Annotated in this window: 29 protein-coding genes and 2 pseudogenes; 17 read left to right on the top strand and 14 right to left on the bottom strand. The window is 67.0% G+C overall.

Going from position 1 to position 25,789, the window contains the following annotated elements; all coding sequences use genetic code 11:
- The 5 genes from GORHZ_RS24430 to GORHZ_RS24450 all read right to left on the bottom strand — a co-directional run.
- Positions 1-1,159: SWIM zinc finger family protein (locus tag GORHZ_RS24430; RefSeq protein ID WP_006337862.1), on the bottom strand; the 1,159-nt coding region annotated here is incomplete at its 3' end.
- 106 nt (positions 1,160-1,265) lie between these two features.
- A complete protein-coding gene (locus GORHZ_RS24435; RefSeq protein WP_006337863.1) occupies positions 1,266-1,511 on the bottom strand; it encodes a ribbon-helix-helix protein, CopG family in 246 nt (81 codons plus the stop codon).
- A gap of 65 nt (positions 1,512-1,576) precedes the next feature.
- Positions 1,577-1,861, bottom strand: a complete 285-nt coding sequence (locus tag GORHZ_RS24440; RefSeq protein WP_006337864.1) for a hypothetical protein — start codon at positions 1,859-1,861, stop codon at positions 1,577-1,579.
- Between the two features lie 5 nt (positions 1,862-1,866).
- Positions 1,867-2,103: a hypothetical protein gene (locus tag GORHZ_RS24445; protein ID WP_006337865.1), complete on the bottom strand. Its 237-nt coding sequence runs from the start codon at positions 2,101-2,103 to the stop codon at positions 1,867-1,869.
- Between the two features lie 310 nt (positions 2,104-2,413).
- Positions 2,414-2,884, bottom strand: coding sequence for a type II toxin-antitoxin system HicB family antitoxin (locus GORHZ_RS24450; protein WP_006337866.1), 471 nt, complete (start codon positions 2,882-2,884; stop codon positions 2,414-2,416).
- Positions 2,885-3,113: 229 nt separating this feature from the next.
- Here GORHZ_RS24450 and GORHZ_RS24455 point away from each other — a divergent pair, with 229 nt between their 5' ends.
- On the top strand, positions 3,114-4,139 hold the full coding sequence (locus GORHZ_RS24455; RefSeq protein WP_006337867.1) for a cupin domain-containing protein: 1,026 nt from the start codon (positions 3,114-3,116) through the stop codon (positions 4,137-4,139).
- 22 nt (positions 4,140-4,161) lie between these two features.
- Here the strand turns inward: GORHZ_RS24455 and GORHZ_RS31075 are convergent, their stop codons facing one another.
- The 3 genes from GORHZ_RS31075 to GORHZ_RS24470 all read right to left on the bottom strand — a co-directional run bounded on the left by GORHZ_RS31075 (position 4,162) and on the right by GORHZ_RS24470 (position 5,480).
- A complete protein-coding gene (locus GORHZ_RS31075; RefSeq protein WP_157205348.1) occupies positions 4,162-4,671 on the bottom strand; it encodes an LppP/LprE family lipoprotein in 510 nt (169 codons plus the stop codon).
- 235 nt (positions 4,672-4,906) lie between these two features.
- The gene (locus GORHZ_RS24465) at positions 4,907-5,260 is read right to left on the bottom strand and encodes a type II toxin-antitoxin system PemK/MazF family toxin (protein WP_006337869.1); all 354 of its coding nucleotides are present in this window, start codon (positions 5,258-5,260) and stop codon (positions 4,907-4,909) included.
- Positions 5,250-5,480, bottom strand: coding sequence for a hypothetical protein (locus tag GORHZ_RS24470; protein ID WP_006337870.1), 231 nt, complete (start codon positions 5,478-5,480; stop codon positions 5,250-5,252). Before GORHZ_RS24470 ends, GORHZ_RS24465 begins: the two co-directional genes overlap by 11 nt.
- Positions 5,481-5,571: 91 nt before the next feature.
- Between GORHZ_RS24470 and GORHZ_RS24475 the strand changes: the two genes are divergently transcribed.
- The gene (locus GORHZ_RS24475; protein ID WP_006337871.1) at positions 5,572-6,204 is read left to right on the top strand and encodes an HNH endonuclease; all 633 of its coding nucleotides are present in this window, start codon (positions 5,572-5,574) and stop codon (positions 6,202-6,204) included.
- A 148-nt stretch (positions 6,205-6,352) separates the two neighbouring features.
- On the opposite strand, the gene GORHZ_RS24480 is transcribed toward GORHZ_RS24475, so the two are convergent.
- From GORHZ_RS24480 to GORHZ_RS24495, 5 genes are all read right to left on the bottom strand, one after another.
- A complete protein-coding gene (locus GORHZ_RS24480) occupies positions 6,353-6,631 on the bottom strand; it encodes a type II toxin-antitoxin system Phd/YefM family antitoxin (RefSeq protein ID WP_040533342.1) in 279 nt (92 codons plus the stop codon).
- Positions 6,632-6,770: 139 nt separating this feature from the next.
- The gene (locus GORHZ_RS24485; protein ID WP_006337873.1) at positions 6,771-7,166 is read right to left on the bottom strand and encodes a DUF1214 domain-containing protein; all 396 of its coding nucleotides are present in this window, start codon (positions 7,164-7,166) and stop codon (positions 6,771-6,773) included.
- A 278-nt stretch (positions 7,167-7,444) separates the two neighbouring features.
- Positions 7,445-7,804, bottom strand: coding sequence for a VapC50 family PIN domain-containing toxin (locus tag GORHZ_RS31440; protein WP_006337874.1), 360 nt, complete (start codon positions 7,802-7,804; stop codon positions 7,445-7,447).
- Complete coding sequence (locus tag GORHZ_RS31445; protein WP_006337875.1) at positions 7,804-8,010, bottom strand: PIN domain-containing protein; 207 nt, start codon at positions 8,008-8,010, stop codon at positions 7,804-7,806. The genes GORHZ_RS31440 and GORHZ_RS31445 overlap by 1 nt, the downstream gene beginning before the upstream one ends.
- A gap of 23 nt (positions 8,011-8,033) precedes the next feature.
- Positions 8,034-8,579, bottom strand: a complete 546-nt coding sequence (locus GORHZ_RS24495) for a helix-turn-helix domain-containing protein (RefSeq protein WP_006337876.1) — start codon at positions 8,577-8,579, stop codon at positions 8,034-8,036.
- A gap of 355 nt (positions 8,580-8,934) precedes the next feature.
- Between GORHZ_RS24495 and GORHZ_RS24500 the strand changes: the two genes are divergently transcribed.
- From GORHZ_RS24500 to GORHZ_RS31450, 10 genes and pseudogenes are all read left to right on the top strand, one after another.
- Positions 8,935-10,263, top strand: coding sequence for an SWIM zinc finger family protein (locus GORHZ_RS24500; RefSeq protein ID WP_040533343.1), 1,329 nt, complete (start codon positions 8,935-8,937; stop codon positions 10,261-10,263).
- The gene (locus tag GORHZ_RS24505) at positions 10,260-11,729 is read left to right on the top strand and encodes a DUF5691 domain-containing protein (protein ID WP_006337878.1); all 1,470 of its coding nucleotides are present in this window, start codon (positions 10,260-10,262) and stop codon (positions 11,727-11,729) included. Before GORHZ_RS24500 ends, GORHZ_RS24505 begins: the two co-directional genes overlap by 4 nt.
- Positions 11,726-12,826, top strand: a complete 1,101-nt coding sequence (locus tag GORHZ_RS24510) for an ATP-binding protein (protein WP_006337879.1) — start codon at positions 11,726-11,728, stop codon at positions 12,824-12,826. The genes GORHZ_RS24505 and GORHZ_RS24510 overlap by 4 nt, the downstream gene beginning before the upstream one ends.
- 10 nt (positions 12,827-12,836) lie before the next feature.
- Complete coding sequence (locus GORHZ_RS24515; protein ID WP_006337880.1) at positions 12,837-15,071, top strand: DUF5682 family protein; 2,235 nt, start codon at positions 12,837-12,839, stop codon at positions 15,069-15,071.
- Complete coding sequence (locus tag GORHZ_RS24520) at positions 15,068-16,246, top strand: vWA domain-containing protein (RefSeq protein WP_006337881.1); 1,179 nt, start codon at positions 15,068-15,070, stop codon at positions 16,244-16,246. The genes GORHZ_RS24515 and GORHZ_RS24520 overlap by 4 nt, the downstream gene beginning before the upstream one ends.
- A gap of 448 nt (positions 16,247-16,694) precedes the next feature.
- On the top strand, positions 16,695-17,060 hold the full coding sequence (locus GORHZ_RS24525) for a ribbon-helix-helix domain-containing protein (RefSeq protein WP_006337883.1): 366 nt from the start codon (positions 16,695-16,697) through the stop codon (positions 17,058-17,060).
- Between the two features lie 150 nt (positions 17,061-17,210).
- Positions 17,211-17,501, top strand: a complete 291-nt coding sequence (locus GORHZ_RS24530; protein WP_006337885.1) for a hypothetical protein — start codon at positions 17,211-17,213, stop codon at positions 17,499-17,501.
- 162 nt (positions 17,502-17,663) lie between these two features.
- Positions 17,664-18,038 (top strand): hypothetical protein, encoded by a 375-nt coding sequence (locus GORHZ_RS24535; protein WP_006337887.1) that lies wholly within the window; start codon positions 17,664-17,666, stop codon positions 18,036-18,038.
- A gap of 182 nt (positions 18,039-18,220) precedes the next feature.
- Positions 18,221-18,554: pseudogene (locus tag GORHZ_RS32305) on the top strand (VWA domain-containing protein); the annotation flags it as partial.
- Between the two features lie 621 nt (positions 18,555-19,175).
- Positions 19,176-19,328, top strand: a complete 153-nt coding sequence (locus GORHZ_RS31450) for a hypothetical protein (RefSeq protein WP_217998359.1) — start codon at positions 19,176-19,178, stop codon at positions 19,326-19,328.
- A gap of 4 nt (positions 19,329-19,332) precedes the next feature.
- On the opposite strand, the gene GORHZ_RS24545 is transcribed toward GORHZ_RS31450, so the two are convergent.
- Positions 19,333-20,520, bottom strand: coding sequence for a TY-Chap domain-containing protein (locus GORHZ_RS24545; protein ID WP_006337889.1), 1,188 nt, complete (start codon positions 20,518-20,520; stop codon positions 19,333-19,335).
- Between the two features lie 153 nt (positions 20,521-20,673).
- Here GORHZ_RS24545 and GORHZ_RS24550 point away from each other — a divergent pair, with 153 nt between their 5' ends.
- The 5 genes and pseudogenes from GORHZ_RS24550 to GORHZ_RS24570 all read left to right on the top strand — a co-directional run.
- On the top strand, positions 20,674-21,663 hold the full coding sequence (locus GORHZ_RS24550) for a hypothetical protein (protein ID WP_245551505.1): 990 nt from the start codon (positions 20,674-20,676) through the stop codon (positions 21,661-21,663).
- 210 nt (positions 21,664-21,873) lie between these two features.
- Positions 21,874-23,376 (top strand): ADP-ribosylglycohydrolase family protein, encoded by a 1,503-nt coding sequence (locus tag GORHZ_RS24555; RefSeq protein ID WP_006337893.1) that lies wholly within the window; start codon positions 21,874-21,876, stop codon positions 23,374-23,376.
- 34 nt (positions 23,377-23,410) lie between these two features.
- Positions 23,411-24,133 carry a T3SS (YopN, CesT) and YbjN peptide-binding chaperone 1 gene (locus tag GORHZ_RS24560; protein ID WP_006337894.1) on the top strand — a complete coding sequence of 241 codons (723 nt, stop codon included), beginning with the start codon at positions 23,411-23,413 and terminating at the stop codon, positions 24,131-24,133.
- A gap of 148 nt (positions 24,134-24,281) precedes the next feature.
- Entirely contained in the window at positions 24,282-24,716 is a 435-nt protein-coding gene (locus GORHZ_RS24565; protein ID WP_006337896.1) for a DUF6788 family protein, read from the top strand.
- 83 nt (positions 24,717-24,799) lie between these two features.
- A pseudogene (locus GORHZ_RS24570) lies at positions 24,800-25,789 on the top strand (hypothetical protein); the annotation flags it as partial.

Consider the following 25,789-nt stretch of genomic DNA (forward strand, 5'->3'; position numbering starts at 1 on the left):
GAACGGCTTCGGGACCCTCGATGGTGGGTGGGGCGAGCAGGCCGTCGTCGACCCGTACGGTGCGCCGCTGGGTCAGGCGCGGCAGGGCCTCGAGAGAGAACTCGGGGAGGTCGGCCGTCGGGATGACGAGTTTGCCGCCGGCGCGAATTGCCTCGATCTCGCCGCGGCGAATGACGTGGTCGAGCGGCGCCAGGGTCAGCACATTGTCGGCGAGATGCCAGAGCCCGTGCGGTTCCGGAATACCGATGTAGCCGACCGACGACGGGTCGACCGCGGCGTCGTCGACGATGATTTCGCTCGCGAGGAGCGCACCGTCGGGATGTGCGGTGATCGAATATCGCAGCGAGGCCCGGCCGACTCGGGGCGACGCCGGCGTGCCCATGATCGGTGCGCGTACCAAGGTGACGCCCTCGGCGATGGCAGCGGAGAGCAGTTCCCAGAATTTTCGCGGCGGGGACACCAACGTGACGGTGTCACTGCTGTACATGTTGCCTGCCACCACCCGCTGGATCGCCCGCAGCGCCGCATGATGGGCCGGATCGGCCGCCGGGTGGTACGGGGCACCGATATCGCGCCAGGATGCTCCGGTCTTGATCCAGTTGTCCCGCGCGCCGGTGATCATCGGCCGCAGGGTCAGAGCGCGGCTCCCGGAATAGTGCGTAGGCGCCGACAGCCCGATCGCCAGCGCCAAGGGCTTGACGGCGGCGGGCGACACCGTCGTCGCCGGATCGTCGGCGATCGCGGCGATCGTCGACCGCCACGACGGCGGCGACCCCGGTTGGGTGCTGCCGTGCGGTGGGGTGGTCGTGACTGTTGCGAGTCCCGGGATAGCGGGCGACGTCGTCACCGCGGCTGCCGACGACTTCTGTGCCGCCACGATCAACAATGCCGCAACGTGTTTGCAGTCGGTCCGCATCGGGCAGGTGCACACGGTGTGGGAGATGTCGGACACTGCGGGCCCGCCCCGGAACCGGACATGTTGCCGGTATTGCTGCCCGCGACTGCCCCGGCACGTGCCGATCAGGGTGGAGGCGTCCGCGGACCACGCATGGTCGACGATCTTGCGCTGCCGGGCGTAGGTGTGTCCCCGTCCCAGCGTGTTGACGCCGAATGTCTTACTCAGCTCGACATCACTGACACGGAAGGAAACGCTGGTCACGGTTGTAGAGATTACGGGCACAGTCCGACAGCGGTCGGGACCGTCTGCAGTGTGTTTCGCCTGCTACCTGGTGGAATCGGTGATCGCAGTGAATCGCGGCTAGCGATCATGACCGATAGCCGCGTTCCGTTTCGTCGAGGACCTGCTCGATATCGCCGGAGGGAAACTCGTAGGTCAGCGCTTTCCGAAGTGCCGCCAACTTGCGAGCCTGGGTCTGTCGAGGCTGCTGGGCACGAGCCTCTCGCAGTGCTGCTCGCACCCACTGCGGAACGCTCTCGCCCCGCCGCTCGGCGAACTCTTCGATCTCGGCGTACTCGTCGTCGCCCATCACAACCTGCAGCCGCTTGGTCATATGGTGATTATGTCGGCTTCATGGCGAATCACAGCGTTTGAGCAGCTGCGGCGGATCCTGGCCACTCATGCATGCGCGATGGGGGCACTGGAGGGTGTGGCGAATCTTTGGCGCGCCGCCTCCCCCGACGTACCCAGCACATCACCGATCGCCGCCCACGACTTGTCCTGCTTCCGCGCCTGCCGCACCCAGAGTTCGATGTTCTTCTGCGCATTGGCCGCCTCCACCACGGCACGGCCAAGCCCCTCGAGAGCATCAACCTCAATTGACTCGCCCGGCTCAGGACCGCGCTCGAACCGAGCGGCGAGGTCGTCGGCGTGCGCGAGGATCTCCGCGGTTGTTCGTGGCATCAGAATCACCTCAAGTATTTGCGTCGTGCTGGGGACATCGCATGGATGATGACCGGCAGGCCGTCATCGCTGACGACGTAGCCAGCCTCGATAAGTGTGGCATCGGCGGCAGGTCCGACGATCATGGTGAAACCATCGTCGGCACGGTGAATGAGCATTGGGTTCGTGTACGCGTGCAGCATCTCCGCGACAGGAACCCCGTGCCGGTAGGCGCTGACGGCGATGAATGGCTCACGCCGCATCTCCACGCTACCTCGCGCCGATCGCTGGCCGCAAGTTAACTTGTTGCCGCAGCGAAGTTGTTGCCGCCCGACGACGCCCGGTATGCCGTAGTTGATCGCGCATGATGTCCCCTCAACGCATGTGCTGCGTACTTTGACGCAGCGCGGACGGTTGGGGTTCCGAGCCGAGCGGGCGGACTCGCGCGACAGCCTCCCGCCGGACGCAGTGGTCGCCGGAGTGCTTGTGCGGTAGAGATCTCCGAGAGTCACTCGGGGCGATGACAGCGAATCAACACTCCGGGTGGTCCGCGGCAACTGAGCCCGAGTCGCCTCACATTGCTGCTCTGACCTCCGCTGCCGTGGGATCGTCCAGCAATTGGGCGGCACGCTGGTGGCTGATGCCTATGGCCGCTCCGATGTCACGGACCGTCAGTCCCAGATCGCGCAGCCCCCGCGCCGCCCCGCGAAGTGCCAGAGCGGCTTCATGATTCGCTCTCCGCGACTCCGCCCGCAGCTCTCCCGCGCGACGGAGCTCGGCAGTCACGGTCTCAGGTAGATCGATGTCAAACTGCGCTACGTCGACGTCGTCGATCGGTATCTCGAGGACGGTCGCCGCGAGGTCACGGGCCATCTGTCGCGCCTCGGTCAGATTGCGGCCTTGTGTGTATTTCCCGATTTCGGGGACGTACACCAACCAGTATCTGCCGTCTCGGCTCGCTCGTGCGCTGATCGTCGCCATCATCTCCACCAGAACTTCCACTGGGTCTCGCGCACTGTCGACATCAGCGACCGTGGCTGCCATCGCGATCTTTTTGAGGGGCCTCCTTGCGCCTGGTCACCAAGCTAGTCCAGTCCGGGGTAGACATTCAAGGCAAGTGCGACCTAGACAGATAGCCCTTGCACGTTCCGGCGACTCCCCGAACACGGCCACGCCCACGCGCGCAGCACACTGTTCTCCGATCCGCACGTCCTGGCCTCGACAACCCGCTACGTTTCGGCTGTCGGCCCGATCGTCCGCTGGAGGAGCACCCATGCCCGCACCCTCGCCGCACTACGTGTCACTGTCGTCGTCGCAGCCCTTGTTCGAGAGCGATCTGGGGTCGGTGCAGGCCGTCGACGCCGACAGCCTGCCCATCCTGAACCGGCTCTCCGCCAAGCGGGTTGTGCTGGCGCCCCGGACGATCCGCGAGCCGCAGTGGAACGTCAACGCCAACCAGCTCGCCTATGTGGTGTCCGGGCAGGTGCTGGTGGCGATGTTGGGCAATGTCGACGAGTTCTCGTCGTTCGTGGTCGGGCCCGGGCAGATGTACCACGTGCCGTCCGGGGCGATCTACCACATCGAGAACGTCGGCGACGAGCCGGCCGAGATCATCATCGCGCTGCGACACGAACGGCCACAGCATTTCTCGCTGCGCGACAGCATGTCGGCGATGACGAACCCGGTGCTGGGCAACACCTACGATCTGCCCGCGTCGGCGTTCGACGACTTCGCGCGCACACCGTCGGCACAGATCCTGGCCCGCTCCGGCAGCGTGTCGATCAGCCCCACCGATCGTCTGCCGAACGCCCATCTCTTCGACGCCGAGGGGCAGATCGCGCCGCTGTCGTATACCTACGGCTCCGCCCACCTCGCGCGCAAACAGTTCTGGGCGGCGCTCGACGACATCTCCATGTACTCGCTGCGGGTACAGGGTGACGGCATGCGCGAACCGCATTGGCATCCGGTGACCGCCGAGATGGGCTATGTGGTGCGCGGACATGCCCGAATGCGCATCCTCGACCCCGACCTCACCCGCGACGAGTACGAACTCGGTCCCGGCGACCTGTACTTCGTGCCCCGTGCCTACCCGCACCACATCGAGGTCCTCGACGACGACGGCTTCCACTTCGTGATCTTCTTCGACCAGCCGACGCCCGGCGACATCGGCTACCGAGCCACGGCCAGCGCCTTCTCGCGTGAGGTGCTGGCCGCGACGTTCGACATCCCGGAACGCTCCCTGCCGGAGTTCCCGTTCACGCCCGTCGACCCGCTGATCGTGCCGCGCCGGAATCGGTGAGCTCACGGGCTGCGCCGACGGCTCAGCACTTCCCCTGCGTCACCTCATAGGGCAGGGAGCCGTGCATCACGACTTGCGAAGCGTCCCACACGAACACGACGTCGGCCCGGCCGGTCGGATTCGCGGTGGGGTCACCGGCGTTGAGGTAACGGTAGGTGACGTTCACGCTCGTCGGCGACGATCCCGTCACGGTCTGGAAGGCGGCATTGCAGGCGATGGCGCGGCCGACGAACCTTCCGAGGTGGAACATCAACAGTTGTGACGGTGAGGACCCGGTGCCTCCGGCTGTTTCGAGCGCGGCATAGCTGAGGTCGAAGCAGGTGTTGTAGTTGGTCTCGCCGTGGAAGACCCAACCGGCGTCGGGTCCTGAATCCGGGAGTGGCGTCGGGATCTGCGCCGCGGCGGCCGTGATGGCCGCACTGCCGTCGGTGGAGCACGTCGGGGCTGGAGACTCTTCGGTGGTGACGGTCGGGGTGGAAGAGGCTGCGGGCGTGTCGATGCTGGGACCCGTGACCGTGATCGTGCTGGTCACCGTCTCCGGCACGGAGATCGGCTGGCCGTCGGTCTGGCAGGCGGTCAGCCCGACGGTTGTCGCCAGACCTACCACAAGGCGGGCGATCGATCGAATGGCTCGCGTGTGCTGTCCATCCGCAGTCGACGGTGTCGGAGTCATTCTCCCCTGCCGGTCATTTGGCGCGAGATCACGGTCGGCCACCCAGGCGTGCTGCGCGATGCAGCAAACACAGCAGCCTGTGCCTCTTCGCGCTTCACCGTGCCGGCAGGGACAGGAAGTCGCGGAGCCATCCGTCGACCTCACCCATGGTCTCCGAATCGACCACACCGATGACGTCATGAAGTCGTTCGCGAGTGACAGTGCGAGGTTGCTCAGTCATCGCGAATATCGGACGCGCAGAAGTGAAAGCGGGCCCGCGTAAAAGGACATGGTTTGGCCACCCTCGATCGGTTGTCGTCGCCGGCAGGATGATCGCGAGCGTATCGGCTTGCTCCAGATACAAGTCGCTCGCAATCAGCAGAGCGGGACGTCTCCCGGCTTGCTCACGCCCACGAACGGGATCCAATTCGGTCCAGAGAACCATGCCCCGGCGCAGCTCAGACGACATCGTCGCCCGAGCTCGAGGCGGTATCCCAGTCCCTGTATTCGTCCCAGTAGTCGTCGTCAGCGCTCCGGAATGCCTGGCCAAACGCTTCCATCCGTTGTCGACGCTCGTATCCATCGACGAGCTTCTCGATGAAGCCCGCTGCGGTGACGCCGTTCGCTTCGGCATCGCGGTTGATACGGTCTCGGAGTTCGACGGACACCTTGATTGTCGTCGTGGCCATTCGACGAGTCTACCGAGAGGTATACCCACAGGTCTTCCCCGCGCCGCGCTGCCGACGACTGTCGTCGGTCGCTTGCCTCTAGACTCGCCCTATGACGACGGGCGCCGGCCAAGACCCACCGGACGGGACAGTCGACAGCAAGGCCGCTGTCATCGCCGATGTCTGTGGTGAGCTGAGCTCGGACGAGTTCGATCGCGCCCGTGACATTCTGCGCTCCAACTATGCGTTCGTGGCCGAACCGGCAATCTCCCGTCATTACACCACCCGCGAATCGCTGCGGTTGTTCTACCGCGACGGCTTCATCGACCGCTACTCCGGTGTCCGTCTCATCAATCCCGGCGTGCTGCGGGCGCTATCGGTGATCTTCCCGTCCGACTTTCCGTCCCATCCCAACTGGAAGATGGCCGAAACACACATCGCATTCTGGGAACTCTTCCCCAGCATCGACCACATCGTTCCGGTGTCCCGCGGCGGCGCCGACGACGACTCCAACTGGGTGTCCACGTCGATGCTGCGCAACTCGGCCAAGGCGCACTGGACACTCGCCGAACTGGGCTGGACGTTGTTGCCTCCCGGCGACCACCACGACTGGGACGGACTGAGCGGTTGGTTCGTCGACTACGTCCCGATGCATCCGCATCTGCTGACCAACAACTATGTCGCGCGCTGGCATCGGGCGACGTTGGAGGTGCGCGCGGAGTTCAGCGGCGAGTCGGCAACCTGATTGTCGAATAATGCTTTTCACGCACCAGCCGATCCCGACCAGATCTTCCACGGTAGGTAGACCACTGCAGCTGTTCACGACCGGGCACGTCCAGAATCGTGCGGAGCGCCACCGAGGAGTCGAGGTCCACCAACGCGGCAGCCACGGGTCAGTGGTCCCCTCGCATCTCGTCGAGCATCGCGTCGGCCTCGGCTTGGGTATACGTCGGCCCACCCGGGCGTGTGGGCCACGGTGCGGGCTCCGCCGCCGGCGGGGTATATCGTCCCTCACGCTCGAACCGCGCGAGACCCGTGTCGGAGTCCCTGACCCTGCTGATTCGCCAGCGCGGCGTCGCTCGCTCGGTGACTACGACGTCCTCAGTGTCGGTGACCTGGTCGAGCACTGCCGCGGTTTGCTGATGGAGTTCACGCTTGGTGACCGTTCGCATGCCGCCGATTGTCCTACTTTTGTCAGACATGTTGGCTTGGCCGGCGTCGACGTGCGACTGGCCACGGGCGCTGAAAAACGTGAAGCTGCGTCCCACCGCCATCGACATTGCGCGGCGGCGATCAACCGGTGAGTTCTGATCAGTCCGCCTCGACGTCTCCCGGCTTCCAGGTGCCGTCGAACCATGCCTCCAGCGGCCCGTAGAGCCGCAGCAGGGTGAACCAGCCTTTGCCGGGAACGGTCTGGAGCCAGTTCGTCGCGAGTTGGGCCGGTTCGTCGGGGCCGAAGACGATGTCGACCGAGCCGTCGTCGTTGTAGACCAACGCATCCCGGCTGCTGCGGCCCGGCAACGGCTGACCGGTCTGCAATTCGGATCTGGTCTGCGGGTCGTAGACCGTCACCGACCAGAAGTCGGCTGCCGGGGCGTCCGCCGGCAGCCGCATCCGGTAATTCTTGGCGCCGTCGAGCGGTTCGCCGTCCGCCGCGAGGGTCGCGTATGCGTACTGCGACCCCTTCCCCACCATCTTCAGTGCCATCGCCGGGGTGTTGACGGTGGCGAGGTAGAAGAATGTGGTGCGCCCGTCCAGGAATCGGCCGCCCGCTCCTTGGTCGCGGAGGAAAGCATGGCGATGCCGGTGGCGCGGTCATTCGTCGTGAAACACGTCGACCTTAGCGTCGATCATCTCCCACACCGTGAAGTTCGGCCCGTGCCGCTCGAGGTCGGGGTGCAGCTCAGAGATCGCAAGGCGGAGACCAGCTGACGGACTGGCGAACTGGTACGGCGACAGTCTGATCACCTCACTTGGCGGATACCTCAGCCACAGCCTGTAGGTCGCTCTGGGTCGGGTATCGCGGCAAGCAGATAGTTCACTGCTTCGGTCATCGCATACCGACCGGCGAGAATGTCGAGGATCTCGTGGAGGGATTGTGCGGGCCGGCGGCGGCGCGTCTGCATTCTCTGCAGGGCGGTCACGGCTCGATCCGGTGAGACCGCAACGGTATTGGCGGCGAACTCGGCTGGTCGCAGGATCTGGATGGTGGGCGGAATTCGGTCGGTGGGAAAGTCGCAGGCGGCTGCGGCGACCACGTGCTCGTCGTCGGGATCGGGAAGCCCGAACGATCCCTCAAGAGATTCCCATCCCTGAACGGACGCGTCATCGAACGCCGATGTCATCACCGCCCGGAGCCGCGGGCCTTGTCGGCAGCCGACTGCTCGCCGAGACCAGATCGCACCAGCTTGGCGGCTTCGTGGTATTCGAGTTCGTCGAGGATGACTTCGGACCACAGCGGCCGGTAGAGATTCTCCACGGCCAAGGACAGCAGGAAATCGCGCTGGGTGCTGGGCCACAGCACACAGGTGTCGAGGACGGCAGCAAACACCGTCCGATTGTGCCAGGGACAGGTCAGCGCGAACTGGCGGCACGGCGTCGTGCCGCCACCGCGGCGCGGGCGGTTTTCAATTCGGCACGGATCACCTCCGGCGAGTCATCGGGATCGACGTCGACGCTGGTCGCCTCCAGGGCCGCGTACTGCCGTTGGCGGCGGGCATCGCGGTAAGCCAGCACATCGTCGAGCAGCAGCTTGTGCCGGTTACCGACACGATCGGCCGGCAACTCGCCGGTGGTGATCAGCCGCACCACGGTCGGCCGGCTGACCCCGAGCAGATCGGCGGCCTGCTGGGTGGTCAGCGTCATGCTCTGCGGCGCGATCGTGACCGCCTTACCGGCCCGCAACGCAGCGACCACCTGCACCAAGACGCGATGTACCGTCTCGGGAACCTCGATGCGCTCGTGCTCGTTGACCCCGACCAGTGCATAAGTGGGCGTGGCGGTGGATTCCGACCGGCGTTCATGGGCGTGCAGAAAACTCAGGACCGGTGCCAACTGCTCCGGATCGTCCTCGGGCACCACGGTCTGTGATTGCAGATCGACAGCCTCGACAGCACCCATGCCACACTCCTCTCATATGAACATTCCGCATGTACTTTCGGAACGTTCGAATAAAGTGTGCCACGGTGGAGCGTAGTCTGGCTAGCCCAGGACCTGATCCAGAGGCCGTTGCCCTCACCATTCCGGTGGTGTGGTCGCTGCAGCCGCGTTGGCGGCACGCCGTCGATTGCGGCCGATTCGTCGGGGCGACGTGGACACCCACAGTTCATCCACCCGCGCCAACGGCACCCGCTCCCGCCTCTGACGGGCTCGCACGCGTGCCGGCTGACTCGGCGGCACGACGCGCCAGGTCGGTCGTCAACCAGCCGATCGCGCCGTCGTGGTGGATGTCGGCGCCCTGTGGTTGATTGGTCCCATGGCGGACAGGTGGTCGGCCGACCAGATCCGGGCGCTGGCGCCCGACGCGGCGTCGGTGCGCGCGGGCGACAAGCTCGCCACCCCCACACCGTGGCGCGAGACCGGCGCCACGGCGGCCATGCTCTGGGGATACTGCGCAGGTAGCGGCACCAAGCCGTACCAGACGATCGTCGACCTGGGCGGCCCCGCCTTCAAGTGCTCCTGCCCGTCCCGGAAGTTCCCGTGCAAGCACGCGTTGGGGCTGTTGCTGCTGTGGAGTCAGGGCGAGGTGCCCGACGCCGACACCCCGGCAGAGTATGCAACTGCGTGGCTCGCCAGCCGGACCGCGCGCGCCGAGCAGAAATCGGACGCACCCGCCCCGGCCAAGGATCCCGAGCGTGCCGCGAAGACGGCTGCGGCCCGCGTCGGCCGGGTACGTGGCGGTATCGACGAACTCCAACTGTGGCTCACCGATCAGGTCGGTCTCGGGTTGGCCGGTTCCGAGGTGGACACCTACCGGAAGTTCGACGCGGTCGCCGCGCGACTCGTCGACGCTCAAGCCTCGGGCCTGGCCACCCGCATCCGCCGGTTGCCGGCGCTGATCTCCGGGTACTCCGGCGACGCCGTCGACTGGCCCGAGCATCTGCTCGAGGAGTACGGCCGGATCTGGTCGCTGTGCACCGCCCACCAACGCATCGACGAGCTGCCCGACTGCCTCGCCAGCACCGTCCGCCGCCATGTCGGCTATCCCGTTGCCAAAGCAGATGTGCTTGCCACACCCGGTGTTTCGGACACCTGGCTGGTGCTGGGGCGCCGCGAGACGGAGGAGGATCACCTGCAGAGTCGTCGCATCTGGATCTGGGGCGCCGCGACTCGTCGGTTCGGCATGATCTTGGATTACGCACCGACCGGCGGACTCCTCCCGACCCGACCGGTCGTCGGCCATACCCTCACCGCGGCAATGCATTTCTATCCCGGGGCGCCCGAACTCCGCTGCCTCTACGACGACGCCGCACCCTCGGAGACACCGACCGTCAACCTGGTGGGCACGTTGCCCGTCGGGAGCATCGCCGACGCACGACGACGCCGCGCCGCCATCATCGCCGACGACCCGTGGGCGATGACCTGCCCGGCGGTGATCAGCGGACGACTCGGCCGCACCGCCGACGACACACCCGCGATCATCGACGACGCGGGCACCGCAGTCGCCTTGCCCGACATCGCCAACCGGTGGGCGCTACTGCTGGCCGCGACAGCCGGGGCGGGCTTGCGACTGTTCGGTGAACTCGGCATGCGAGGCTTCGACGCGATCTCGGTGATCACCGGCGAGCGGGTGATCGGGCTGTGAGCACCTGGGAGGACACCGTGTCCGCGGCGCTGGTCGGCGTCCGCACCCGTCCGGTCACCACCGACGAGGTCGACCCGGTGATCGGCGCACATCTGCCCACCGACTTCACGGACCCGGTCGTGACCACCCTGACCATCGCCGCGTTGACCGCCGTCGCACACCAGTCAGTTGGCCCAAATACCGTTGCGGCCGAACCTATTCCACCAGCACCCGACGACTCACGTCCACCGATGCCGGAGTTGGCGGCGACCTACGTGCACCGGGCGCTGGAGCTCACCCCGCGTCTGGCCGACTGGTGTCTGAGCCTGCTGGCGCGCAGCACGTTTCAACCACCACCTGCGCTGCTGCCCGCGCTGCTCGCCCGCACCGCCCGCGATGTGGCGATCCGCGAGACGGCGGCGCGCATCGTCGGGCCGCGCGGGCAGTGGTTGGCGCAGTACGCACCCGAACTCGGCGCCGTCCTACCCGATACCACGTCCACCTCGGGCACCGCGCTTCCCGATGACTCCACCTGGACCCATGGTCAACCCGGAGAACGTCGTGACTACTTGGCGGCGCTGCGCGAGCGTGATCCGCAGGCGGCCCTGGACCTGCTCGTCCAGACCTGGGGCGCGGAGACCGGCGACGACCGCGAACTCCTCATCACGGCCCTGCGGAACAACCTGTCGACCCGCGACGAGGCCTTCCTGGAGTCCGCGCTCGATGACCGGCGCAAAGGCGTCCGCACCGCCGCGGCGTCGTTGCTCGACGGCGTTGTCGGCTCGGCATTGCAGGACAGACTCTTTCACGCCGCCGTGGCGTGCGTCCGGCTCGCCCAGACACGCTCACGCGGGCAGCGCATCGCGATCACCTTACCCTCCAATCCGGACGCCGCATTCGCCCGCGACGGCATCGTCCTCAAGGCGCCCCGTGGCGTCGGCATCGGCGCGTTTGTGCTGTCGCAGTTGGTGTCCCGGGTCCCACCGAATCGGTGGGAGGCGCACTTCGGAATGTCCCCGGACGCGATTGTCGCCGCTGTCGATCCCGCCGAGACCGAGTTTGTCGCGGCATTGTGCGCGGCGACAGTCACCCATCGAGACCAGCGGTGGGCGAACGCCTTGCTGAAGCATCCCGCGGCAAGCCCGGCCATCCTCGATGTCGCCGACGAGGGCCACATCGTGGACGCATTCGCGACTCTGCCCGGCCCGCTCAAGTTGGCGGCACTGCGGGCCCACCCCGGCCCGTGGCGGGATACCCTGTGTCGCAGCGCTGTTCGGATGATTCAGGCCGAGCTGTCCGGCTCGCGTTTCATCACGCCGAATGCTGTGCAGATCATCAGCCTGATGTCGACGGGGTTGCCCGCCACCGACGACTGGCGGCAGCGCGTCGATGCGATGCGCGACTCCGCACCGACCGCCACGACCCAGTTCGCGACGCTCAGCGAGGCGTTGCGCATCCGATCCGTCCTCGAGAAGGAGCTCACGTGACCGACGGCATCACCGAAGAGCAATTGCTGCGGCCGCACGCCGAGCAGCTCTACGCCGACGAACTGGCGGCCCTGGCCCGTCACGACACCGGCAGCCGGCCGTCGAGCTGGGCGCTCTCCCCCGCCGCGGTGGTCACCTACCTGCTCGGCGGCGAACTCGACGACGGCACCGTGATCACCCCGAAGTACATCGGGCCGCGCCGGCTGATGGAGGTCGCCGTCGCGACCCTGGCCACCGACCGGGCGCTGCTGCTGCTCGGTGTTCCCGGCACCGCGAAGACCTGGGTGTCCGAGCATCTTTCCGCCGCGATCAGCGGCACGTCGACGCTGCTGGTTCAAGGCACGGCGGGCACGCCGGAGGAAGCCATCCGGTACGGCTGGAACTATGCGCGCCTCATCGCCGAGGGACCGTCGACGGCGGCGCTGGTGCCCTCGCCGGTAATGATCGCAATGCGGCAGGGCAAGATCGCCCGCCTCGAGGAGCTCACCCGCATCCCGTCGGACGTGCAGGATGCCCTCATCACCATTCTCTCCGAGAAGACGCTGCCGATCCCCGAACTCGGCATGGAGGTGCAGGCGGTCAAGGGATTCAGCGTCATCGCCACCGCCAACGACCGCGACCGCGGCGTCAACGACCTGTCGTCGGCGTTGCGGCGCCGATTCAACACGGTCGTGCTGCCGCTGCCGGCCACCGCCGACGAGGAGGTCGCGATCGTGACCCAACGGGTGGCGGCGCTCGGCGCGTCGCTGGATCTGCCGGAGTTGCCGTCGGCCGCCGAGGAGATCCGGCGGGTGGTCACCGTGTTCCGGGAGCTGCGCTCGGGCGTCACCGAGGACGGCCGCGCCAAGGTGAAGCAGCCCAGTGGCACCCTCTCGACCGCGGAGGCGATCTCGGTGATCACGCACGGCATCGCGATGTCGGCGCACTTCGGCGACGGCGTGCTCCGTCCCGCCGACACCGCCGCCGGAATCCAGGGCGCGGTGATCAAAGACCCCGCGGCCGACTCGGTGGTGTGGACCGAATATCTGGAAAGTGTTGTGCGCGAGCGCCAGGACTGGTCCGACTTCTACCGCGCCGCGCGCGGGGCACTGCGCTGAGACTGTATCAATGGCCGAGACCGCACCCGAACCGGCAGGAACGTACGTGCTGGGCATCCGGCATCACGGACCCGGTTCGGCGCGGGCGGTGCTCGCCGAACTCGACCGCATTCGCCCGCATGCGGTGCTCATCGAGGGACCGGCCGACGCGACGCCGATCATCGGTGCGCTCGTCGATCCGGGCATGGCGCCGCCGGTGGCGGTGCTCGGCTACGCCGCCGACAATCCGGCCAAGGCCGCGTTCTGGCCGTTCGCCGAGTTCTCCCCCGAATGGCAGGCGATGCGCTGGGCGGTGAAAGCCGGGGTGCCCGTGGAGTTCTGCGACCTACCCACTTCGCAGGTGCTCGCCCACCGTGACGACGCGCCCGCCGACGAGCCGCGGGCGCCGAGCCGCGCCGACCCGATCGGCACCCTGGCGGCCACAGCCGGTTACGACGACCCGGAACGCTGGTGGGACGATGTCATCGAGACACGCGGCGAAGGTACCGGTTTCGCGGCGATCACCGAAGCCATGACGGCGCTGCGCACCGCCGCCGAACCCTTCGAGCTCGGCGAGCCGAGCGCGGAGGAGGTCCATGAACGACGACGGGAAGCACACATGCGGCAGGTGCTCCGCAAGGCGCTCAAACGCCCCGGGGTAGAGCGGGTCGCGATCGTGTGCGGTGCCTGGCATGCACCGGCGCTGTCCGGGAAACTCCCGCCCGCCACCGCGGACAGCAAACTGCTGCGCGGCATGCCCAAGCTGCGCAGCAAACTCGCCTGGGTGCCGTGGACCCACTCCCGGCTGGCCGCGGCCAGTGGTTATGGCGCCGGGGTGATCTCCCCCGGCTGGTACCACCATCTGTTCACCACCCCCGACGACGTCACCGTCCGCTGGCTCATCCACCAGGCCACCCTGTTGCGCGACAAGGACATCGACATATCGTCAGCGCACATCATCGAGACCGCCCGATTGGCCGACGCGTTGGCCGTGATGCGTCGCCGCCCCCTGGCCGGGCTCACCGAGATCAGCGAAGCCACCCTCGCCGTGATGTGCCAGGGCGATTCCGGACTCGCCGATCTGATGTACCGCGAAGCGGTCATCGGTGAACGACTCGGCGGAGTGCCCGACGACGCGCCGGTGGTCCCGCTGCAAGCCGATCTCACCGCCACCGCCCGCTCCGCCCGACTCAAGGTGGAGCCGACCGCGCGCGAACTCGTCGTCGACCTGCGCCGTCCGGCCGACAATGCCAAATCGCTGTTGCTGCATCGCCTCTCGGTGCTCGGGGTCGAGTGGGGAACACCGCTGGAGGTGTCGGGCACCGGCACCTTCAAGGAGGGTTGGACGTTGCGGTGGCGCCCGGAGTTTGTCATCGACGTGGTGATGGCGTCGGTGTGGGGTACCACGGTGCCGGCCGCCGCCACCGCCAAGGTCGTCGACCAGGCGTCCTCGGGCGGATCGCTCGACCGGGTCACCGGCGCGCTGGAGGCCGCGCTGCTCGCCGAACTGCCCGACGCGCTCCCTCCTGTCCTCACCGCGCTGCATGAGCGGGTGGCGGTGGATCATGATGTGCTGCATCTGATGTCGGCGTTGCCCGCGCTGGGTCGGGCGCGACGGTACGGTGACGTGCGCGGCACCGACACCGCGGCGCTCGGCTCGGTCGCGTCGTCGTTGCTGCTGCGGGTCTGCATCGGCGTGCCGGCGGCGATCTCCAACCTCAACGACGACGCGGCCGCCGAGTTCAAACGCGGACTCGACGCGGTGCACCAGACGGTGTCGCTGCTCGACGAGGAGGATCGGGATCGGTGGGCCGCGGCGGTGCGGGTGATCGCCGACCGGTCCGACGTCAACGGGCTGCTCGTCGGTCGCGCGACGCGACTGCTGCTCGACGGTGGGGAGATCGATGCCGCCGATGCCGCCCGGCGACTCGGCCTGGCGCTGTCCGCGGGGGCGACGCCGGTGGCCAAGGCGCAGTGGATCGAGGGGTTCCTCGGCGACGGCGGCCTGCTGCTCGTGCACGACCGTCACCTGCTGGCCGTCATCGATCGATGGCTGATCGGCCTCGGTGACCAGGACTTCACCGACGTTCTCCCGTTGCTGCGCAGAACCTTCGGCGAGTTCGACGCCGGGGTGCGCCGCAACATCGGCAACCGGGTGGCCTCGCTGGGTGAGGCTCCCGTAGCCACGGCGCCCACCACCACGGTCGATGCCGCGCTCGCCGCGCCGGCGGTCGCCGTCGTCGCACAGATCCTGGGGCTGCCATGACCGAGGAGATGGTGGCAAATGACGAACGCGGCCGCCGTTGGCGACTGGTCCTCGGTGACGCGGCCGCCGAGTCGCTGCCCCCGCTCGGTGGCGCCAACACCGCGATGGACGGCGCGCTCGGTGCGCTCTATGACACCGGCGGGGATCGTAAGGGCGGCTTGGGCAAGTCGGCGCCGTCGGTGGCGCGTTGGCTCGGCGACATCCGCACGTACTTTCCTTCCACCGTGGTCCAGGTGATGCAGCGCGATGCGGTGGAGCGTCTCAACCTGCACGCGCTCCTCACCGAACCGGAGCTGCTCGACACTGTCGTGCCGGATATCGACATGGTGACCACGCTCATCGGCCTAGGCCGGGCGATTCCCGCGAAGTCGAGGGCGTCGGCGCGAGCGTTGGTGCGCAAGGTCGTCGACGAGGTGGAACGCCGCGTCGCCGAACGGACTCGCAGCGCCGTGGGTGCCGCGCTCGACAGGGCCGCCCGCGTCAACCGCCCCAAGATGCACGACGTGGACTGGAACGCGACCATCGCCCGGAATCTGCACAACTACCTGCCGGAGCAGAAAACAATTGTGCCCGAACGTCTTGTCGGCTATGGCCGACGTTCCCGGGTCGTGACCAAGGACATCGTGCTGGCCATCGACCAATCCGGATCGATGGCGAATTCGATTGTGTACGCATCGATCTTCGGTGCCGTGATCGCCACGATGCGGTCGGTACGGACATCGCTGGTCGTGTTCGACACCGAGGTGGTCGACCTCACCGACCGGCTCGAGGACCCGGTGGACGTACTGTTCGGCACCACGCTCGGCGGCGGCACCGACATCAACCGCGCCATCGCCTACTGCCAGGGGCTCATCACCCGCCCCGCCGACAGCATCTTCGTCCTCATCTCCGACCTCTACGAAGGCGGAGTACGCGACGAAATGCTCAAGCGGGTGGCACAGATGACCGGCGACGGTGTGCAAGTCGTTGTGCTGCTTGCACTCTCCGACGAGGGTGCGCCGGCGTTCGATCGGGAAATCGCCGGAGCACTGGCCGCGCTCGGGGTACCGGCGTTTGCCTGTACGCCGGATGCGTTTCCGGATCTGTTGGCGGTGGCGATCAATCGGGGCGACATTGTCGGGTGGGCTGATGCGAATGAACTCGCGCAGCGGGGGATGTCGGAGGATGCGGACTGACACGCATTTTCGTCAATTTGGTTGTACACCAGAAAGCGCGAAACCCCAGTGCACAGTCGTCCGGCTGCGTCTGGGGTTCACTTCCCGCAAGCTCAACGCAAGGGGCTCATGTTGAGGATAGGCGCCAATCGTAGACTCCACGCGGCTTGACTCACCTGTCCACAACGTCCCCCTGGGACGCCGCCACGCAGGTTGTGGGCGAATTCCACGAATAATTGAGACACGGTACTAGCATCCCTGTGTTACATTATTTGTCCCGCGAGGAAATCCTGCACCTTTTCGTAATGCCATCACAGTGACCCTCGGGACCGACGATCTCGACATGGCCATCGGTCCCGCCCTCGACGGTGCGCTGCTCGAAATCGGATTGCGGGTCGACAACGACAACATTTCCCATCATCGTTCACGCCATGCCCGCCCGACCACGATTTCTGAAATGAGACACCTGATGCCCACCCGTGACGAAACTCTCGCCCATGCCGATGAATACGCCGACCGATTCGAGTCCGATGACTACGGCGGTGTCACCGTCACTCCCGACCATTACGCCAAGATGCGCGCCGGACGTCCCCGCAAAGACTCAGCCCGTAAGGGCCAGACGCCGACGATGTCGGTTCGGATACCGGTCGAGCTGCGCAGCCAACTCGACGAGTACGCCGCTGCCCATGACCTACCTACGACCGAAGTGATCCGCCGCGCGGTCGCGGTGTTCCTCGCCGCCGACGCCGCGGGCAAGGTGATGGTTCCCGCCGACGAGTGGAACCAGCTGGTCACTCTGCTGGACGCGATGCGCACCAGCGCGGCGCCCCAATGATCAGGCTCACCGATGACGACCATGAGGCGATGGTCAAGGACTACGCCGAGAACCCCCGCCGCCGTGCCGTCGAACCGGTCGCCAATGGGGGCAAGGCCACATCGATGACATCGAATACGCAAGGCAACGAATGTGAAAGGAGACGACGTTATGGGACGGCTCAGCGACGAAGACTATGCCGAGATGTCCAAGGACTACGCGGATAACCCGCTCCGTGAGCACGAAGTGATCAGCGTCGAACCTCGACCGGGGTTGCAGCGTGGGCATCCAGCCAAAGGCGAAGGAGGCGAATCGAAGCCGATGTCATTGCGATTCCCCGATGCCCTGCGCTCCGAGTTGCTCGCCTACGCCGACGACAACGCGGTCGCCGTCGGGGAGGTGGTCCGGCAGGCCGTCGGTGAATATTTGGACCGTCGCGCGAACGGGAGTTCACAGGGGTGACGTGGCTTGTGCGTCAGACAGCGGCCGACGACATCGAGATCGCGATCGCCCTTCCCGTTCCGCAGAGCCCTCGGAAGTGGGGTTCATCATCAACGCTGACGGTGTCCCCGTAATCAGTCACGCCATGCGCGCCCGGCCCCGATACCTGAAATGAGACTCGCCATGCCCACCACCGATGAAATCATGGCCCGCGCCGAAGAACTCGCCGACATCGCCGAGTCCGACGACTTCCAGACGCGCCCGGCCACGCCCGAGGACGTCGCCCGGATCCGCGCCGGGCGTCCTCGCAAGGACTCGGCCCGCAAGGGTGAGACGCCGGCGATGTCGGTCCGGATGCCGGTCGAGCTGCGCAGCCAACTCGACGTGTACGCGGCCTCCCATGACCTACCTACGACCGAAGTGATCCGCCGCGCGGTCGCGGTGTTCCTCGCCGCCGACGCCGCAGGCAAAGTGATGGTTCCCGCCGACGAGTGGAACAAGCTGGTCGCTCTGCTGGACGCGATGCGCACCAGCGCGGCGTCCCAATGCCCAAGCTGACCGATCACTACGCCGAGTACTAAATTTCCTCCGCCTCGAGGTCCCAACAGCAACCTGTCCGAGCTGCGAGTACGTCATCCGCTGGCCTGATCCTCGCCCTGTTCGGTGGGGTGCTCGACCCGCACACCGAGGCCCCGACCACCAGTGCCGAGCACGGGTCGAACGCCGGGTTCTGATCGCACGACGTGGACTGGAATGCGACCATCGCGCGGAATCTGCGCAACGATCTGCCGGAGCAGAAAAACCATCGTGCCCGAACGCCTTGTCGGCTACGGCAGGCGTTCCTGGGTGGTCACGAAAGACATCGTACTGGCCATCGACCAATCGGGATCGATGGCGAATTCGATTGTGTACGTATCGATCTTCGGTGCCGTGATCGCCACCATGCGGTCAGTGCGAACGTCGCCGGTCGTGTTCGAGACCGAGGTGGTCGACCTCACCGACCTCCTCGAAGATTCGGTGGACGTGCTGTGCGGCATCAATCGTGGCGACATTGTTGGGTGGGCTGATGCGAATGAACTCGCTCATAGGGGAAGTCGGAGGACGCGGAGGACGCGGACTGACGGGTGCCGTCACCAATGCCAGACATCCGATCCGGGCGGAGGGCTGAGTCCTATCTGGGACACTCCGGAAAACGATCCGGAGGACTATCCGCCCTGGTCAGTTCATCGACTGGTGGCGACCTCGACGAGGAGATCGCCATAGCCGCGAGTTCGAAACTACGAATCAACCGCGTGGACGGCTTGTTGTGGATCAGCCACTCGACCAGCCCGGGGCGCCGTTCGGGGTCCTCCGCCCGGGTCAGCCCAAGATCCGCGATCAGCGCGCCCAGCGATTGCGGTGCCGGCGGGGTACCGCCGACGAGCGTGAATGCTGCGTCATCCAAGGCACGTTCATGTGGAGTCAGGGCCACTGCGCTCACCTCACTTCGACCTGGGCCTCGGGAATGCCGTCTGCACCGGTGACGATATCCACAAAGTACATCGCCGAGCCCTCGCCCTTCGTCGCAAAGCGCAACAATGAATCACATGTCTGAGGTGGAGATTCGCGAGCTCGAGCAGAACGCATCCGGTCGTCGCACAGGCGGCCGCCGGTGAGACCGTGATCATCACGGATCGGGGACGTCCCGTCGCACAGATGACATCGATCCCGACGTCACCGCTCGGGCGTCTGCTTGTGGCGGGCGCTGCCCGACCGGCTCGGCGTGACATTCGGGAGCTTCCCGCGCCGCAGCCAGGCCCGCAGTTGTCCGAGGAACTCGCCGCGATGCGGTCGGCCGAACGGTTCTGATGCCTCACTTGGCCGACGGGCGCCGGCCCCGGTCGGTGATCGGGTCGTCGCCGCGGAGCACGACGATCCGCAACGCCTCCTGCAGCTTGCGCGTCGTCACCCGCCAGGCCTGCTCCTCGTGCCGGCAGGCGGCCGCCTCCTCGGTGTCGCCGGTGGCGTCGGCCTCGTACGCGGATTTCATCCACTCGAGGTACTGCTCCTGGGTGGTGCGGATGTACTGCAGGATCGCCGACTGGTCGTAGCGGCAGATCTTGGCGACCTCGTCGGCGTTCAGCGTCGTGCCGTCCTCGTCGAGGACGATGAGCGTCTGCAGCGGGTCCGGCAGCCGATCGTCACTCGGCTCCTCGGGCTCAGGACTCGCCTCGACCCCGGTGACCGCCGAGATGGCCTCTGGCGCCATCTGATACATGAAGTCGAACCATCGGCTGACGGCGGCGACAAGGTGCTGGCGGTGAAAAACCGGCATGTCGGCACTGTGGAAGGCCATCAACGCCGACTCGTGGAGGATGAGCGTGATACCGGGCCAACGCGTCGATTCGGTGGCGACGAACTCGGCGGCGGCTGCGACGTCGGGCACCTCGTCGACCAGCGTGCCGAAGAACTCGATCGTCGCCTCGTCGGCGAGAACCCGGAGCCACGACGGGGTTTGCTTGGTCGGCAGCGGGATGTCGCCGTCGCCGTCGACGGTGATCTGTCGCCCAGCGATGCCTTCGAGGACACCGGTGATCAAGCGCAATAGCTGCTCACGGGATTCCGTAACGACGCCCACCGCGATCGTATCCTCGCGCGGCACCGGCCCGGAGTTCGCGAGGAACGCGGGATGGACCACTTCCCAAATGTCCCGGAGTGCATCCACCGCGACATGTGCGAGTTCGTCGACCCGACGACGGCCGACCTCATAGATCAGCCGGCCGTCACGCAATCTGTGCCACCCGGCCGTGATCATCGCAGTGACCTGCTCGTCGTGGAACGACGCCGTCGGATGCAGGTCGTCGTCGGCGACGGTGCAGCGAATCCGGCGGGTACCGGTGACCGTGAACGTGAGGACACCGTGTGGTCCCTCCGGGAAGTCGCGGGACTGCTCGACGACGAAGCCGTCGCCGACCCGCAGGGCGGCGAGGCGGTCGGCGAGGTCGTTGCGGAACACACGCCAGGCGCCGTCTATGGACGCGTCGACATCGAAGTCGGTCATGACTCCCCCTTTCTGAAGCACATGGGTGATGCGGTTCGAGCCATCACCGTCATCTGCAGAGTACGACGGGGGTACGACATTTCCGGACCCCTTCTGTGGCGGACAGCTGCGACGCGCACCGAGGTTGTCGCAGGTCCATGCTCTAATCCGCCCATGTTGTCGTTCGTGGTTCCTCTGCTTGTCATCGCGCTGCTCGCCGCAGCGGTGTCGGTGAGTCGTCGCCGATCCGGTCCGATCAGCGAGCCCGGTCGCACTGAGCCGCGACCCCGTGCGAGTCGGCCGTCGCGCAGTTCGCCACTGACCGTGCTCGACTCCGAGTTGCGGGCCGGTCGAATGCGGCGGCGAGCCACATGCGACGGCATCCGGGACGCCGTCGCCGCGAGCATCGCGGTCGAGGATCGTCTCGCCGACGACACCGTCGCCGGGCACGTTGCACTCGCCCTCGACATCTGGCGCGGCGCGGACTTCACCGAACGCAACCGGTCGACCGGCTGGAGTTGGGTGCCGTTCGTCAGCGCCGACGACTCACCCGACACCGACGAGACCCGCGCCGCCCGACTGACCCGGACGTATGGGCTCGACAGTGCGCAGAAGGAGGCGCTGGCCGAGATGAGCAAGGACCCGCTCGGCCAGATCGCGTTCGTCGCCGGTCTGGTCGCCGCCCGCATCCACGCCTACCCGGCGTGGGAGTTGCCGTTCTTTGACGAACGCAATGTGCGGGTAGATCTCGCCGCCGAGGTGCGGGCGATGGCGGCGAGCGCGGTGGGACTGCGCGACCAGCGCGAGCTGCTCGGTCGGCCACCTATCGGTCACCTCCGTACCGATGCAGACGTGGTCGGCGTGTACATCGAGAAGGCCCGCGTGTTGGATCGCCGTGCGGACAGCCTGGTCGAGCGGTTGCAGGCGTTTGCCGACTACCGCACGGTGGTGGCCGGCATCCAACGGCGCGAGGACAAGCGCCACTGGTTTGAGCGGGTCGGCGAGATCAACGATTTAGAGCACGCCGTCGATGACGTGGTGACCAGGTCGGAGGTCGAGCGCATTCGACGGGTGGCGGGTGACTCCGCGACGTTGGCGGAGCTGTATCTGGACACGCTCGCGCCGTTGACGGCGTCGTTGACTTTGTCGGACATGACCCGGTAACCGGAGCCCCGATCGAGTTCCTCCCGCATGCCATAGCGCTCAGTAAGCGCGCGTCTGCGAAAAGTGCTATTCTAGGTTTCACGTAAAGTCACCCGACCGCCCCGGAGCAGTAGCCATCGAGCCGCTAGCCTCCGCTCCGCTGGTCGAGTAGCGCCGACGAAGGAGGCGCGTATCGAGACCCGCCCCATCCCCCACCGAAAGGCCACCAATTTGCACCTGACCACCGCACAAACCGACCGCGCCGCCGGCGTCCTCCTCGCCACCGCCGCCGGCGACGCTCTCGGCGTCCCCTACGAATTCGCGTGTCTCCCACTGCCAGCCGACGGCGAGCGACCCGAGATGCTCGGCGGGGGCCTCGGCCCGTTCGCACCCGGTGAGTGGAGCGACGACACGTCGATGGCGATAGCGATCGCCGAGGTCACGGCCACCGGTGCCGACCTCACCACCGAGGAGTCCCTCGACGACATCGCGCAGAACTTCCTGCGCTGGTTCGACGGCGGCCCACCGGATGTCGGCATCCAGACGCGCGCGGTGCTCGGCGCGACGCGCCGGCGCCTCGATCGCGGCGAGACCGGCGCGGGCCGGATCATGCGCGCGGAGGCGGAGCAATACGCTCGCACCCATCCCCGTTCAGCAGGCAACGGCGCGCTCATGCGGACCGCTCCGGTTACGTTGGCGCACCTCGACGACCGTGACCGGCTCGCCGAGGCCGCGCGGTCGGTCGCGTCGCTGACGCACGCTGACCCGCTCGCCGGTGATTCGTGTGTGCTGTGGTGCGAGGCCATCCGGGTGGCCGTGCTCGACGGTCGCATCGACATCCGCGCCGGCCTGGACCTGATCCCGGCCGAGCGCGCCGGCCGGTGGTCGACGTGGCTCGAGCAAGCGGGGTCGGATGATCCGAAGTCGTTCACCCGCAACGGTTTCACCGTCACCGCTCTGCAGGCGGCCACCGCGGCCGTCCTCCAGACACCGGAACCCACCGGTATGTCGTGCCGTCATCTTCAGGATGCGCTGTACACGGCCGTCGGAATCGGCCACGACACCGACACCGTCGCCGCGATCGCGGGCGGGCTCCTCGGAGCCCGGTGGGGTGCCAGCGCGGTGCCGTGGTTCTGGCGCCGCGCCGTGCACGGCTGGCCACGCAGAGACGAGCGGCCCAGCGACGCCCACGATCTCGTCGCCCTCGCGACACTGGCGGTGCGGGGCGGAAAGCCGGATGACAAGGGATGGCCGACCACCGACGACGTGCGGTACACGGAGGCCGCGTCCGCCATCGTCGTCCCGCACCCGTTCGACGACGGTGTGTTGCTCGGCACCCACGCGACGGTCGACCATCATGCGGACGCCGTGGTGTCGATGTGCCGGGTCGGGCGCGGCCAGACGTGTTTCGCCGGCGCCGCGGAAGTGGTCGCGTCGCGGCTGATGGACTCCGACGACCCGGCCGCCAACCCAAACCTGGAGTTCGTGCTTGCCGACACCGCAGACGCGGTGCGCGGCCTACGCGCCGAGGGCAAGACTGTGCTGCTGCATTGCGTTGCCGGACAGCAGCGGACACCGAGTGTCGCGGTCGCCTATGGGGTGATGCTCGGTCATCCGGAGGAGCAGGTACGGACCGCGATTCGGGAGTCCATGCCGGACGCACGGGGACACGGGCTGGTGTGGGAGGCGGCCAGCCAGGTTGCGGACCGAATCGAGACTTGCGGACGGACCTGAGATCATCGACCGCATCGAGACGATAGGAGGGGCCGTGCCTGCGAATCCCGGTGGCCGTTCTGACCTGCAGAACTGGCTCAGCGACACCCTGGAACCGGTGCTGGGTCATGTCCCGGAGTTCGACGATGACGGCGACCTCCCGATCCAATTCGACACCGGCACGGTCTTCGTCACCGTGGATGACGACGATGATCTCATCGAGATCTTCTCGCCCGTCGTCGCCGACATCGGCAAGACCGATTATGCGGCATTCGTGGTACATGCGCTCAACCACAGCTACCCGATCCTGAAGTTCGCGTTGCACGGCAAGATGCTCATGCTGCGGGCATACCTGTATGCCGACCCACCGGTCGAGGCGCATCTCTTCCGTTGCCTCGACGAGTGCCGCACCGTATTCCAAGACGCGCAAGAGATCGCCGACGACGTCTCCGGCCGGCTCGCGTGGTCTCCCGAACCGGAGAGCTCGACTGATGATGACCTGCCCACACTGATTCAGATCCTCGTCCAGCTCGACGCGGGCGGGGAGGTCGAGCTGTCGGACGAGGAGGTCGCGCGGATCTGCGGGCACGATCGGGAAGCGATCCTGCGCTACATACGCATCGTGGAACAGCAGATGATCAATTGGCGTAACAGCGCGGATGAGGCGCTGACGTCGGGCGATTCCGACGAAGCAGAGGTGTGTCTGCACGAGGCGGAGGGATGGGCGAAGACCGCGCGGGATCTGCGTGGGGCGTTGCGGGCGGTCGCGCTCGGGTAGCGGGCATTCGACCGCCGCAGCCGGGTAGGTGGCGGCCCGCACTCACCACTACCCGGGATGGGTGTGCGACACGTAAGTAGGTGACCTCTGTTGTTGCTGGTGGGCCGATAGTCTGGTTGTGTATTAGACAACCAGATTGGAGTGGGTGGTGGCTGATCGGTCGTTGGAGGAGTTGGAAGCAGCACGAGAACAGTTGTTTGCCGAGTTGGCGGCGACCGGCGATTTCCGGCGCGGCTCGGTCAGCGAGAACTACCGCCGCTGCGGCAAACCGAATTGTGTGTGCGCCCGGCCGGATCATCCCGGTCACGGACCCCGCTATCTGTGGACGCGCACGGTGTCCGGGCGGCGCACCAAGGGCCGGCAACTGGCGCCGGAGGAGGTGGACAAGGTGCGCGCCGAGATCGCCAACTACCAGCGGTTCGCTGATGTGTCCGAACAGATCGTGGCGGTCAACGAAGCGATCTGCGAGGCCCGCCCGCCCGGTGGCGAGGTCCCTGTCGCGCCGGCCTCGACACAGGCCGAAAAAGGGGGCCCGCCATCGAGATCGCCGAACAGGTCACGACGCAGATCGCCGCCGAAATAGACCGCCTCGCCAGGCTGGCCACCACTGGGCTGGGCCGCACCGATGCAGACCTGGCTGGGGTCGAGACCGCGATCCGGGCCGCGATGACCCAGATCGGGGCCAGTCTGCTCGAGCAGTTGTTGGGTGCCGACGGCGGCTACCGCGGCCCTCGCGTGGACTGCGGTGACGGGCACAGCGCACGGTTCGTCGGCTACCGGGACAAGACGATCACCACCGTGCTCGGCGCGGTCACCGTGCGTCGCGGCTACTACCACTGCGCCGACTGCGGCCACGGCGTGCTCCCGCGTGATGACGAACTCGGCGTCGCCGACGCCTCCCTGTCACCCGGGCTCCGCAAGATCACCGCGGTCGCCGCCGCAGCCGCCCCGTTCGCCGCCGCCTCCACCCTGCTGGCCGAGCTGGCCGGAATCAGGCTGGGCACCAAACGTATCGAACGTTCCGCCGAAACCGACGGGGCCGCTGCCGCCGACCGCCAAACCCGCGAATCGGCCGCCATCTGCCAAGGCGAGGTCACCGTCCTGACACCAATAACCGAGCAGCCGGTGCCCGACAAACTCTACATCGCCATCGACGGCACCGGCGTCCCCATGACCGCTGCCGCCGTCGCCGGACGCGCCGGTAAGGGACCCGACGGCCGCGCCCACACCCGCGAGGTGAAACTGGCCGCCGTGTTCACCCAAACCGCTGTCGATGACGACGGCCGACCGATTCGTGACCCCGACTCCACCAGCTACGTCGCCAGCTTCGCCACCGTCGGCGACTTCGCACCCCTGGCCGCCGCCGAAGCCACCCGCCGCGGCGCCGAGCAGATCCGCCAACTCGTCGTCCTCGGCGACGGCGCCGCCTGGATCTGGAACCTCGCCACCGCCAGGTGGCCGCACGCCACCCCCATCGTCGACCTCTACCACGCCCGCGAACACCTCCACGCCCTGGCCGATCTGCTCACCGACACCCTCGGCCCCGACCACGACCAGTGGCTCCAGGCCCGCCTGGCCGACCTCGACACCGGCGACATCGAACACCTCGTCACCACGACCGAAACCCTGCTGCCCACACTCAATCCACTCCTCGCC

It is taken from the genome of Gordonia rhizosphera NBRC 16068, from assembly GCF_000298195.1.
In the GTDB taxonomy this organism is placed as follows: Bacteria; Actinomycetota; Actinomycetes; order Mycobacteriales; family Mycobacteriaceae; genus Gordonia; species Gordonia rhizosphera.